10 protein-coding genes are annotated in these 11849 nt (G+C 64.9%); 5 read left to right on the top strand and 5 right to left on the bottom strand.

Going from position 1 to position 11849, the window contains the following annotated elements; all coding sequences use genetic code 11:
- The first annotated feature begins 124 nt into the window (after positions 1–124).
- Together ACLGL5_RS32425 and ACLGL5_RS32420 are read left to right on the top strand one after the other, a co-directional pair.
- A complete protein-coding gene (locus ACLGL5_RS32425) occupies positions 125–835 on the top strand; it encodes a DNA helicase (RefSeq protein ID WP_069092923.1) in 711 nt (236 codons plus the stop codon).
- 49 nt (positions 836–884) lie between these two features.
- Positions 885–1442 (top strand): GNAT family N-acetyltransferase, encoded by a 558-nt coding sequence (locus ACLGL5_RS32420; RefSeq protein WP_069092922.1) that lies wholly within the window; start codon positions 885–887, stop codon positions 1440–1442.
- Positions 1443–1464: 22 nt separating this feature from the next.
- Here the strand turns inward: ACLGL5_RS32420 and ACLGL5_RS32415 are convergent, their stop codons facing one another.
- A complete protein-coding gene (locus ACLGL5_RS32415; protein ID WP_069092921.1) occupies positions 1465–2496 on the bottom strand; it encodes a DmpA family aminopeptidase in 1032 nt (343 codons plus the stop codon).
- Between the two features lie 65 nt (positions 2497–2561).
- Positions 2562–2978: a MerR family transcriptional regulator gene (locus tag ACLGL5_RS32410; RefSeq protein WP_069092920.1), complete on the bottom strand. Its 417-nt coding sequence runs from the start codon at positions 2976–2978 to the stop codon at positions 2562–2564.
- A gap of 112 nt (positions 2979–3090) precedes the next feature.
- Between ACLGL5_RS32410 and ACLGL5_RS32405 the strand changes: the two genes are divergently transcribed.
- Positions 3091–5310 (top strand): heavy metal translocating P-type ATPase, encoded by a 2220-nt coding sequence (locus ACLGL5_RS32405; protein ID WP_069092919.1) that lies wholly within the window; start codon positions 3091–3093, stop codon positions 5308–5310.
- A gap of 2 nt (positions 5311–5312) precedes the next feature.
- Here the strand turns inward: ACLGL5_RS32405 and ACLGL5_RS32400 are convergent, their stop codons facing one another.
- The 3 genes from ACLGL5_RS32400 to ACLGL5_RS32390 all read right to left on the bottom strand — a co-directional run bounded on the left by ACLGL5_RS32400 (position 5313) and on the right by ACLGL5_RS32390 (position 8656).
- Entirely contained in the window at positions 5313–6497 is a 1185-nt protein-coding gene (locus ACLGL5_RS32400; protein ID WP_069092918.1) for an MFS transporter, read from the bottom strand.
- 153 nt (positions 6498–6650) lie between these two features.
- The gene (locus tag ACLGL5_RS32395; RefSeq protein WP_019860487.1) at positions 6651–6860 is read right to left on the bottom strand and encodes a DUF2061 domain-containing protein; all 210 of its coding nucleotides are present in this window, start codon (positions 6858–6860) and stop codon (positions 6651–6653) included.
- A 131-nt stretch (positions 6861–6991) separates the two neighbouring features.
- Positions 6992–8656: a Na/Pi cotransporter family protein gene (locus tag ACLGL5_RS32390; RefSeq protein WP_019860486.1), complete on the bottom strand. Its 1665-nt coding sequence runs from the start codon at positions 8654–8656 to the stop codon at positions 6992–6994.
- A gap of 387 nt (positions 8657–9043) precedes the next feature.
- Between ACLGL5_RS32390 and ACLGL5_RS32385 the strand changes: the two genes are divergently transcribed.
- A complete protein-coding gene (locus ACLGL5_RS32385; protein ID WP_019860485.1) occupies positions 9044–9412 on the top strand; it encodes an RcnB family protein in 369 nt (122 codons plus the stop codon).
- Between the two features lie 140 nt (positions 9413–9552).
- Complete coding sequence (gene dnaG / locus ACLGL5_RS32380; protein ID WP_069092917.1) at positions 9553–11487, top strand: DNA primase; 1935 nt, start codon at positions 9553–9555, stop codon at positions 11485–11487.
- The last annotated feature ends 362 nt before the right edge of the window (positions 11488–11849 follow it).

Genomic DNA, 11849 nt, shown 5'->3' with positions numbered 1-11849 from the left:
CCCACGCCTCCTCCCTCCAATGGGAAGCATCAGTTCATGCGGGGCACTCTCATCACCGAACCGACTGTTCGAGCGCAAGGCATAAGGAGGGGTTGCGAAAACGGCTCGCACCGGGAGGTTTGCCATGAAACTATCCGCGCCCATCTACCATCTGAAACGTCAGGCCAGGCTGTTGTCGCGCCAGGCAGGAATTCCGCTCCACCAGGCGCTTGATCTCGTTGCCGCGCAGCAAGGTTTTTCCAGCTGGAGCCTGTTGGCGGCCAAACTGTCCGAGGCAGCGCCCGCCGGCAGATTGTTCGAGCAACTGAGACCCGGCGACCTGGTCCTGGTCGGCGCGCGACCCGGCCACGGCAAAACGCTGATGAGCCTCGAACTCGCGGTCGAGGCGATGAAGTCAGGCCATCGCAGCGTGTTCTTCACGCTGGAATATACGCAACGCGATGTGCTGGACCGGTTTCGCGCCATCGGCGTCGAGCCGGCCCGGTTCGACCAGTTGTTCGAATTCGACACTTCCGATGCCATCAGCGCCGACTACATCGTCAGGATCTTGCGATCGGCGCCACGCGGCACGCTGGCGGTCATCGACTACCTGCAATTGCTCGACCAAAGACGTGAGAACCCCGGCCTGATGGAACAGGTGTGCACACTGAAGGCTTTCGCGCGCGACAGCGGCGTCATCCTGGTTTTCATCTCGCAGATCGACCGATCCTACAATCCCGAGACCAAGCCGGTTCCCGATATCGGCGACATCAGGTTGCCCAACCCGCTCGATCTGTCGCTGTTCGACAAGGCCTGCTTCCTGAACAAGGGCGAGATCCGCTTCCAGGCGGCTTGAGCGCTCCAACGGCCAAGGCTATCTCTGCCTAACTTGGAGAGCATCGATCATGGTTGAGATCGTCAAACCCGCGCTTGAACATCTGCCTTCCTACAAGGCGGCGCTCGAGCGCGGCTGGTCGCCGGATAATGTCCGGCTCCAGGAGGCGGCGCGCGAGCAGTTGGCGGCGATAGAGCAGGATCCGGTCGCCTTTCTGGCCAGCCTCGACGATGCCGAGGCCAGGGGTGGCCCGATCACCTTGCCCGACGGCACGCAAGTGCCGCGCCTGCCGGGCTTCCGCCGCTGGATCTGGGATGGCGAGGCATCGGGCTCGATCGGCTTTCGCTGGCAGAAGGGCACGGCGGAACTGCCCTCGCATGTGCTTGGCCATATCGGCTATGCGGTGGTGCCGTGGAAGCGACGGCGCGGCTATGCCACCGAAGCCTTGCGGCAGATGCTGGACGAGGCGAGGTCGGTCGGCCTGCCCTATGTCGAGATCACCGCCAAGCCGGGCAATCCGGCGTCGCACAAGGTGATCCTGGCCAATGGCGGCAGGCTGGTCGAGCGCTTCTTCGAGGACGCCGCCTATGGCGGGGTGGAGAGTTTGCGGTTCCGGATCGAGCTGTAGGTCGCCTTCTGGGCGACATTAGCTAGCGTTGCTGATCGCGCAGCCAGTCGGCCAGCGATGCGCGATGCTTGCCGGCCCTGCCGGTGAAGGCCCCGGCGGACAGCATGGAGTTCAACACCGCCTCGTGCGTGGCTTCCGCCGCCGCGCGAAAAAGGATGTCGATGCGCGCCTCATTGAGCGCGAGCAGGGGCACCAGATCGCGGCTTTCATCGTGGTCGACCAGATTGCCGGTGCTGAAGGCGATGGCGATGTCACCACTGCCATGGCCCCAGAAGGAGCCGAGCCTGGCGATGCCGGCTCCGGCGCGGCGCGCCACTCTTTCAAGCTGGCGGTGTTCGAGCGGCACATCGGTTGCCAGCACGATCATGACCGAACCGCGCTCGACCCCGGCCGGTTGTCCGGGGTCCGGCCGGCGCCCATCGGGCAGAACGAGGTCTCCGGGTCTGCCGAAATTCGATAGAACGAGAACACCGAGGTGATAGCCGCCGCCGAGCGCGATTCTTCTGGACGCCGAGCCGATGCCGCCCTTGAAGCCGAAGCAAGTCATTCCCGTTCCGGCGCCGACATTGCCTTGTTCGACTTCGCCCTCATGCGCGTCCGCCAGCGCGGCGAGGGCGTGTTCCTCTGATATCGCCAGAGCCTGGATGTCGTTCAGCGGACCGTCATTGCATTCGCCGACCAGCGGATTGACGGTTCCGGTGGAGCGGCCGATATCCGGGTTCTGGCGGATGGCGTCGCGGATCAGCGCCGTGGCGCAGGTGCCGACCGAGAGCGTGTTGGTCAAGAGAACAGGCGTTTCGATGGTGCCAAGCTCCTGCACTTGCGTCAGGCCGATGGTCTTGCCGAAGCCGTTGATGACATGGCTTGCCGCCGTCACCTTCTTGCGAAACAGATTTCCGCCATGCGGCAGGATCGCGGTCACGCCGGTGTTGGTGTCGCCGTTGCGCAGCGTGCAATGGCCGACGCGTATACCGGGCACATCGGTGATCGCATTGCGCGCGCCCCCCGGCAAGATGCCGCAGCTCAGGCCGAAATCGCTGACAGTGCTCGCCATGTCTGCTCCTGGTCTCACGAGCGCACGCGCCCAAGCCGAGGTCCGCGCCGGACCGGATTTCGCTATCAGACGTGCTCGTCCGCACACAGCGCATGGTCGGACAGCGCGCGAATGACGTAGCAGTCGCCGACCGTCTTGCCGTCGCAGCAGGAGGCGATGCGCTCCAGCTCGGTTTCCAGCCGCTTCAGTTGGGCGATCTTTTCGCGCACCGAAATCAGCTGTTCCTGCGCGATCTTGTCGGCATGGCCGCAGGGCTGCTCGGGATGACCGCTGAGATCGATCAGGGCGCGGATGTCTTCGACGGCGAAGCCGAGGTCGCGGGCGTGGCGGATGAAGGCCAGCCGTTCCAGCTCGTGCCGGGAGTAGCGGCGCTGGTTGCCTTCCGAGCGCTCGGCCGCCGCGACCAGGCCCATCTGCTCGTAATAGCGGATGGTCGGCACCTTGACCCCAGTGCGGCGGGAGAGATCACCGATCGAAAACATGCATTTTGCCTCTTGAAGCTCTAGTGACTAGAGCAATTACAGTGGCTGGCATCAGGGTTCAAGACCCGTGCGGCGGCACGCCGCGTGGGTGAGAAAGCAGACGGGTGATGGCATGACTTCTCCTCTAACGCAGACACGGTTCAAGATCGGCGGCATGGATTGCGCGTCCTGCGCGGCCAAGATCGACACGGCGGTGCGCCGTCTCGACGGTGTCGCGGATGTCTCGGTTTCGGTGACCGGCGCCAGCATGACGGTCAGCCATGGCGGGCCGCTCAACGACGACAAGGTGCTGCGGCAGGTGGCGCGGCTGGGCTACGGCATCGTCAAGGCGGAGGCCAGGACCGATGGGCCGGAGACCAGGGCGCATGATCATGCCGCTCATGATCACGAACGCCATGACCATGGCGGCGGCCAACAAATCACCAAAGAGGCCGCCGGGTCGTCCCATCTGCACAGCCACCCCGCACCGGGGCAGGCGTGGTGGCGTACCCGCCGTGCGGCGCTGACGCTGGCTTGTGCCGCAGCGGTGCTCGCCGCCTATGGCATAGGCCATCTGTTTCCTTCGGCCGAGCGCTGGGCTTTCCTGGCGGCGTTGCTGGTCGGTCTCGTGCCGATCGCGCGGCGCGCGCTGATGGCTGCCTTGGCCGGAACGCCGTTCTCGATCGAGATGCTGATGACCATTGCCGCTGCTGGTGCGGTGATGATCAATGCAACAGAAGAAGCCGCCGCCGTGGTGGTGCTGTTCCTGATCGGCGAGCTTCTGGAAGGGGTCGCCGCCGGCCGGGCGCGGGCCAGCATACAGGGCCTGGCCGATCTGGTGCCGAAGACGGCGCTGGTCGAGCGGGGAGGCGGCACGGTCGAAGTTCCCGCCGAACAGCTCGCCGTGGGCCACGTCATCGTGGTGCGGCCGGGCGATCGCATCCCGGCCGATGGCGAGATTGTGGAAGGCTCGAGCGACATTGACGAGGCGCCGGTGACCGGCGAAAGCACGCCGAAGCGCAAGGGTGTCGCGGAACCCGTCTTCGCCGGCACGATCAACAGCGATGGCGTGCTGAAAGTGCGCGTGACAGCGGCGGCTTCCGACAACACCATCGCCCGCGTCGTGCGCCTGGTCGAGGAGGCGCAGGAGGCCAAGGCGCCGACCGAGCGCTTCATCGATCGCTTCTCGCGATACTATACCCCGGGCGTGCTGGCGGTCGGCGCGTTGGTGGCCGTGCTGCCGCCGCTCATCGCCGGCGGCGACTGGAGCGAATGGATCTACAAGGGCCTGGCGATCCTCTTAATCGGCTGCCCCTGCGCGCTGGTCATCTCGACGCCCGCCGCGATCGCCGCCGGTCTGGCGACCGGGGCGCGGCGCGGCCTGCTGATGAAGGGCGGCGCGGTGCTGGAAGGCTTTCGCCGGATCACGGCGGTGGCCTTCGACAAGACCGGCACGCTGACCGCGGGCAAGCCTGCCATTACCGACATCGTTGCCTATGGCCGCGATGAGCGCAGCGTGCTGGCGCTGGCGGCGGCGCTCGAACAAGGCTCCAGCCATCCGCTGGCGGTAGCGATCCTGGACAGGGCCAGCGCCGCCAAGGCGCCGGTGCCGCCGGCGCTGGCCGCCAGAGCGATCTCGGGCAAGGGGGTTGAGGGCAGTGTCGGCGGCGTGGCTGTCTTCCTCGGATCCGGCCCGGCGGCGGGCGAACGCGCAGATATTACGGAAGCACAGCGCCTTGCCATCGACAGCCTCAACGGCCAGGGCAAGACCGTGTCGGTGCTGGTCGCCGATGGCGTGGTGGCCGGGCTGATCGCCATGCGTGACGAGCCACGGCCGGATGCGGCGGCTGGCATTGCGGCGCTCAAGGCGGAGGGCATCCGCGCGGTGATGCTGACCGGCGACAATCGCCGCACGGCGCAAGCCATCGCCGCTTCGCTCGGCATCGAGGCGCGGACGGAACTGCTGCCGCAGGACAAGCAGCGCATCGTCGGCGAATTGCAGCGCGAGGGGCTGAAGGTGGCCAAGGTCGGTGATGGCATCAACGACGCGCCGGCGCTCGCCGCAGCCGACATCGGCATCGCCATGGGCGGCGGCACCGACGTGGCGCTGGAGACGGCGGACGCGGCGATCCTGCATGGCCGCGTCCTGGACGTTGCCCGCATGGTGCGGCTGTCGCGGGCGGTGATGGCCAATATCGGCCAGAACATCACCGTGGCGCTGGGACTGAAGGCGGTATTCCTGGTCACCACCATTTCAGGCATTACCGGCCTGTGGCCGGCGATCCTGGCCGACACCGGCGCCACCGTGCTGGTCACCGCCAACGCCATGCGTCTGTTGCGCTGGCGCGGGTGAGGCTACTCCGCCGGTGCCGTCAGCGGCGGCGTGGCGTTGCTGCGCGCTTCCCAGACCTGGGAGATGGCAGCCACCACCACGGCGACCAGCATGGCGAAAGCGCCCACCACGGGCAAGCTGCGGTAGCCGTAGCCGGCATTGAGCATGGCGGCGCCCAGCGACGCGGCCAGCGCGATGCCGACATTGAAGCCGGACGGGATCAGTGATGAGGCAAGATTGGACGCGTCGGCCGTCCAGGCCAGGATGCGGGTCTGGATCGGCGTGCCGATGGCGAAGTTGAGGCCGCCCCAGATGACGATCGCCACGATCATCGGCACGGGGTAGGGGCTGACGGCATAGATGACCGCCAGCGTCACCGCTTGCAGGGCCAGCATGGTGATGAGCGACGGCATCAGCTTCCAGTCCGACAGCTTGCCGCCGAGGAAGACGCCAAGCGTCGCGCCGACGCCGTTGAGCAGCAGCACCCAGGGCACCAGGTCTTCGTCGAGCCCGGTGACCTCAAGCAAGGTCGGCGTGATGTAGGTGAACAGGCAGAACTGGCCGAGCATCAGCATGAGCATCAGGATCAGCGAGGTCCAGACCTGCTGGCGCGCCAGCACGCGGACCTCACGCGCCAGCCCGGCGGGCTTGGCCTGATACCCGGCGGTGCGCGGCAGAAAGGCAGTCATCGCGAGCGTTGCCGCCACGCCGAGCACACACATCACCCAGAAGGTGGCGCGCCAGCCCCAGATGTTGCCGATGGCGGTGCCCGCCGGCACGCCGATGACGTTGGAGACGGTGAGGCCGGACAGGATGACCGCGACCGCCATGCCGCGTTTGTCCTCGGGAACCAAGCCGACGGCGACCACCATGGCGACGCCGAAATAGGCGCCGTGCGCGACTGCCACGGCGATGCGCAGCAGCAGCATCGAGGTAAAGTTGGGCGCCAGCGCGCAGGCCGCCTGGCCGATGGTGAAGACGATGGCGAGGCCGAGCAGCAAGGTCTTGCGCGGCAGGGATTTGGTGGCGAGCGCCAGCAGCGGGCCGCCAATGGCGATGCCGCAGGCATAGCCGGAGACGAGATAGCCGGCGGATGGAACCGAAACGCCGAGCCCTTCCGCCACTTGCGGCAGCACGCCGGCAATGACGAATTCGGTGGTGCCGAAAGCGAAAGCGGCGATGAACAGGGCAATGAGCGGAAGCGACATGGGAAAGCCTTGACTGGAACGGCGTCAAACCACGGATGGGCGGCGCGGGCAATCCAGAAATTTTTGTCGCGACTTTAGGTTTTCTTGACCGAATTCCCTCGCGTCAGCCGCTGGCTTGGCAATCGGCAGTGCATGCCGGCAGTGGGCAAGCTGCTAGACCGGGGTCCTGCGCCCGTAAGGGATCTTCAGCCATGCGCGCTCATGAAAATAGTAGAGCAGCGACTTGGTGAAGACCTCCGTCACGCCGATGGCGGCCGCCAGCTTGATGCTACCAGTCACCACAAGCGAGATGATCATCGTGTCGATGGTGCCGGTTATGCGCCAGGAAAGCGCCTTGGCGAAACTGCGCGAATGGGTGTCCATCGATTTCCTCCCGGGGGCATCAGATGCTTAGCCGACGGGCGGGAGGGTGAGCAAAGACTAATTTTGCCGTTCGAGCCGGAACGACGCAAGCTTGTTCCCAAATTGACGCCGCCGTGGCAAATCCCTTCTCGTTAGCTGGCCTTCAGTCGTGATCCTGTGAGAAGGCCGCGCTCTTCGAGCACCGGATAGGCCATCGAGGCCAGCAGTGAATTGATCTGCTTCAGGTCGCGGATGGTGTCGAGGTGGATCGAGCTGGTCTCGACGCTTTTGGCGGTGCCTTCGCGCAGCCGCAGGAAATGGCTGGCGCTGGTTTCCTTCTCGCGGTCGCGCAGCTGGTCCTTCTCCAGCACCAGCTGACGCGCCGTTTCGGGGTCGCGCGAGACCAGCACGTTGAAGGCAAGCCTTGCATTGGCCAGCACCGAGCCGTGGAAGGCGCACAATTCGCTCCAGCCCTCGTCGGTGAACTCCAGCCCGCGATCGACCTTCTTCTTCACGTGCACCAGCATGTTGCGCACGATGATGTCGCCGACCTGCTCGAGCTTGACGCAGGCGCCGATCAGTTCCTGGCAGCGCAGCGCCTCGTCCTCGGTCAGCGGGTTCTTGGTGACCTTGGCGAGGTAGAGTTTGATCGCCGCATGCTTGCGGTCGACACGGTCGTCGAGGGCGGCCAACGCCTTGATCTTGTCGGTGTCGGCACTCTCGTAGAGCTCGATGATGCGCTTCAGCATGATCTCGACTGTCTCGCAGACCCGCACCACCTCGCGCGTCGCATTGGCCAGCGCCTGGCTCGGCACATCCAGCGCGCTCTCGTTGAGCGCGGACAATTCGATGACGTCGAGCGAGGCGGCCGGCGCTGCCTTGGTGCCGAGCGCGACGATCTTCTCCGAGGCGCGGTAGACGAAGCCGGCCAGCGGTAGGCCGGCCAGCAGGATGATGACGTTGAACAGGATGTGGGCGTTGACTATCTGGTCGGCCGCCGTCGCGCCGAGGAAGCCGACATGCGGCCGGACGATCATGAACAGGACCAGCATGACCAGCGAGCCCAGCCCGCGCATCAGCAGATTGCCGATCGGCACGACGCGCACAGCGGGCCCGGCTGACCGGGTCAGCATCGGGGCGATGATGGAAGAGCCGAGATTGACGCCGAGGATGAGGACGACGCCGAGTTCAGGGCTGATCAGGCCGCGGCCGGCCAGGGTCGCCATCAAAAGCACCGCGGCGATGCTGGACTGGAACAGCCAGGTGATCAGCGCCGCCAAGAGATAGGCGGTGATGGAATCGCTGGAGAAGTAATTGATGATGACCGGCATGAGCTGGCTGTTGCGCAGCGGCTCCGACGCCTGGCCGATCATTTCCAGCGACAGGATCAAGAGGCCGATGCCGACCAGGATGCGGCCGGTCTGGCGCCAGTCGCGACGCTCGGTGGCCATAAACATCACCGTGCCGGTGATCAGGCAGAGCGGCACCAGCAGCGTGAGGTCGAAAGTCAGCAGCTTGACCACCAGCGCCGAGCCGATCTCGGCGCCGCGCACGGCCAATTGGCCGGCGGCGCCCGAGACGATACCAGAACCGGCGAAGGAGCCGACCAAAAGCGTCACGGCAGTCGAACTCTGCAGGGCGATGGCAAGGCCGGTGCCGGCCAGCACCGCCATGATCGGATTGCGCATGGTGGCGCGCAGCCTGTGGCGCAGCACATCGCCATAGGCGCGCTCGACGCCGGTCTTCACCATGCGGGTGGCAAACAGCATCAGCGCCACGGCGCCGGCCAGATGCAGAAGGACGACGGAGCCGCTCATTTCGGCGCCTGCATGAGGACAGGGCACGCAGTGCGGGCGGCGCGGCGAACAGGCGGAAAAGCAAGGGTTCGAATCATGATCATGACACTGTGAATAATAGCGGGAATATTTTAGCCGGATAATAAAACTTTGTCGATTTCAAGAGGCCGCCGCGTGGCGACAGGCCGTGTCGGGAAATGGACGGGTACGCAAATGGTTGCACAGCCGGGCTTTGGCCGATCCGGAGAACGGCTGCTTTTGCCGAGTGGCCGACACTCGTCTTTGCGATGATGTTCAAATATCTGCAATAAGCAGAAGATTTCATTACACAATTGTAATGCCGGCGTTCAGTTTCAGTTCATCCGTCGGCCGCTATTCCTCGGGCATCGACAACCAAGGAGATTTCTCATGAAGCGCATTGTTCTTTCTGTCCTCGCCGTCTCGATGCTGGCCGCCACCTCACTTGCCGGCCAGGCCGCGCCGATGAACGCGCCGGTCGCGCCGCAGTCGAATTACACCAAGGTCGACTGGCAGAAGCCGGGCCACCACAATGATGTGAGGAAGCGCGTCTTCAAGAAGAAGGTCGTCGTGAAGCGGAACCACTGGCGCAACGGCCAGAAATATTCGGGCTGGAGGCAGCACCAGCCGATCCGCGACTATGGCCGCTACGGCCTGCATCGTCCCGGCCGCGGCCAGGAATGGATCCGCGTCGGCAACGACTATGTGCTGGTGAGTGTCTTATCCGGCATCATCTTCGGCGCGATCGCCGCGCATTAAGCTTCCAGCATTGGCCTGGAAAAGAGGGCGGCCCGCAACGGCCGCCTTTCTTTTTGCCCTGTGGAAACCGGGTATGGCCGGTATTGGGGGTCGTCGGATTTCGCTGGCATGATTATATGGTGGGGAAACGAGTTCCCTCAATGCGCTTTCCGCCCGCCTTTCTCGACGAGATCCGCGACCGCGTGCCGATTTCATCGGTTATCGGCCAGCGCGTCGCGTGGGATCGCAGGAAGACCAACGCGTCGCGTGGCGACTTTTGGGCCTGCTGCCCGTTCCATGGCGAGAAGAGCCCGTCTTTCCACTGCGAGGACAAGAAGGGCCGCTACCATTGTTTCGGCTGCTCGGTCTCGGGCGATCATTTCAAATTCCTGACCGAACTCGACGGAATGAGTTTCCCCGAAGCGGTCGAGAAGATCGCCGACATGGCAGGCGTGCCGATGCCGGTGCGCGACGCCCAGGAAGAGCGGCGCGAGAAGGAACGCGCCAGCCTGACCGACGTCATGGAGATGGCGACCACCTTCTTCCAGGAGCGGCTGCAGGGGCCTGAGGGGGCAAAGGCCCGCGCCTATCTCAGGGACCGCGGGCTGACGCCGGCGACGCAGCAGTCGTTCCGGCTGGGCTACGCCCCGGACAGCCGCAACGCGCTCAAGGAACATCTTGCCGCCAAGGGCGTGCCGAAGGCCGATATCGAAGCCTGTGGGCTGGTGCGGCACGGCGACGACATTCCGGTCTCCTATGACTGGTTCCGCGACCGCATCATGTTCCCGATCCCGGATTCGCGCGGCAAGATCATCGCTTTTGGCGGCCGGGCGCTGGCGCCCGATGCGCTGGCCAAGTACATGAACTCGCCCGATACCGAGCTCTTCCACAAGGGCAACGTGCTTTACAATTTCGCCCGGGCGCGCAAGGCGCTCGCCAAGGATGGCACGGTCATTGCCGTCGAAGGCTATATGGACGTCATCGCGCTGGCGCAGGCCGGGTTCGAGAATGCCGTGGCGCCGCTCGGCACCGCGCTCACCGAAAACCAGCTCGAACTGTTGTGGCGCATGGCGCCGGAGCCGATGCTGTGCTTCGACGGCGACAAGGCCGGGCTGAAGGCGGCATGGCGTGCCGCGGATCTGGCATTACCGTCGGTGCAGGCCGGGCGCTCGGCACGTTTTGCGCTGCTGCCGGAGGGCAAGGATCCCGACGACCTGGTCAAGGCCGAAGGGCCGGACGCGTTCCGCGCCGTGCTCGCCGACGCGCGGCCGCTGGTCGACCTGTTGTGGATGCGGGAGACTGCGGGCGGTGTCTTCGACACGCCGGAGCGCCGGGCGGAACTGGGAAAGACGCTGCGGGAGTTGACCAGCCGCATCCGCGACGAAAGCACGCGCTATCACTATCAGCAGGAAATGCGTGAGCGGGAAAAGAGCTTCTTCGGCTCGCAGCGCGATACACGGCAAGGGCGCCAGGACTGGAAACCGGGGCAGGGCAAGGCAGCCGCACCCGGTGGGCAGTTCGCCAAGCCCGGTGCCGGCCGCATGGCGATCACCGAAAGCCTCGGCCAGTCGGCGCTGGTCAAGCGCGGCAGCGAGGGCATGTCGGTGCGCGAGGCGACGATCATCGTGGCGCTGGTCAACCATCCGGCGCTGATCGACGAGAATTTCGCCCATGTCGAATTTCTCGACCTCGCCAATTCCGAGCTGCAGCGGCTGCACGCCGCCATCCTCGACGCGATGGCGCATGACATGGCCAATGACCGCCACGCCGTGGTGGCGACGATCGAGCGTGCCGGCTGCGCCGAGATCTGGGAGCGCGCCGTCGGCCTGATCCGGCGGGCACGGCAATGGCCGGCGCTGGAGACGGCAGCACTCGACGACGCCCGCGACGCTCTGAACCAGGCGCTGCACTTGCAGCGCAGCGCGCGCACCTTACATAAGGAGCTGAAACAGGCGGAAGCGGCGCTCGAAGCAGATCCATCGGACGAAAACTTCCGCCATCTGATCGAAATTCAGGCGCAATTTCAGGATGTACAGGCGACGGAAGCGCTGATCGAAGGATTCGGCGTTTCGTCGGGCAGGGCTGGGCGAGCCTAAGTGCAACCGAGTGCAGGAATGAGAGCGTGGCCGGGCTTCCCAGGGGAGCAAGGCGCGCTAAGTCGGGTAATTGATTCGCTTTTTTCATGCGAATCATGCCAGAGGCGCTTGACCTTCAGACAGAATGGCGGAATCAGGACGATTCGAAACGTTAACCCGCACCCGCGCCGACGGGAAATGAGCGATGTGAGGTACTGGTCACTGGACAGGCAGGCCGCCTGCCACAGATATCAGGGTTAATCTGGACTTAACGATCAATGAAGTTAGTGGCCCGGTGAAGCGCGTTTCGAAACGAGCCTATCCGATTTGACTGGTCCGACAGCTTACGCGGCCCCGATGCCCGGCCGCTAGGAGAAGATAAA

The sequence above is a fragment of the Mesorhizobium sp. U510 genome, assembly GCF_059180695.1.
Note: the sequence above shows the minus strand (reverse complement) of the source record. Positions and strands in the feature narration are given on the sequence as shown.

Bases quoted from the DNA above. Each gene is read 5' to 3' on its own strand.
- ACLGL5_RS32390 (WP_019860486.1), bottom strand. From the start codon at position 8,656: ATGAGCGGCTCCGTCGTCCTTCTGCATCTGGCCGGCGCCGTGGCGCTG.
- ACLGL5_RS32425 (WP_069092923.1), top strand. From the start codon at position 125: ATGAAACTATCCGCGCCCATCTACCATCTGAAACGTCAGGCCAGGCTG.
- dnaG (WP_069092917.1), top strand. From the start codon at position 9,553: ATGCGCTTTCCGCCCGCCTTTCTCGACGAGATCCGCGACCGCGTGCCG.
- ACLGL5_RS32395 (WP_019860487.1), bottom strand. From the start codon at position 6,860: ATGGACACCCATTCGCGCAGTTTCGCCAAGGCGCTTTCCTGGCGCATA.
- ACLGL5_RS32405 (WP_069092919.1), top strand. From the start codon at position 3,091: ATGACTTCTCCTCTAACGCAGACACGGTTCAAGATCGGCGGCATGGAT.
- ACLGL5_RS32400 (WP_069092918.1), bottom strand. From the start codon at position 6,497: ATGTCGCTTCCGCTCATTGCCCTGTTCATCGCCGCTTTCGCTTTCGGC.
- ACLGL5_RS32420 (WP_069092922.1), top strand. From the start codon at position 885: ATGGTTGAGATCGTCAAACCCGCGCTTGAACATCTGCCTTCCTACAAG.
- ACLGL5_RS32385 (WP_019860485.1), top strand. From the start codon at position 9,044: ATGAAGCGCATTGTTCTTTCTGTCCTCGCCGTCTCGATGCTGGCCGCC.
- ACLGL5_RS32415 (WP_069092921.1), bottom strand. From the start codon at position 2,496: ATGGCGAGCACTGTCAGCGATTTCGGCCTGAGCTGCGGCATCTTGCCG.
- ACLGL5_RS32410 (WP_069092920.1), bottom strand. From the start codon at position 2,978: ATGTTTTCGATCGGTGATCTCTCCCGCCGCACTGGGGTCAAGGTGCCG.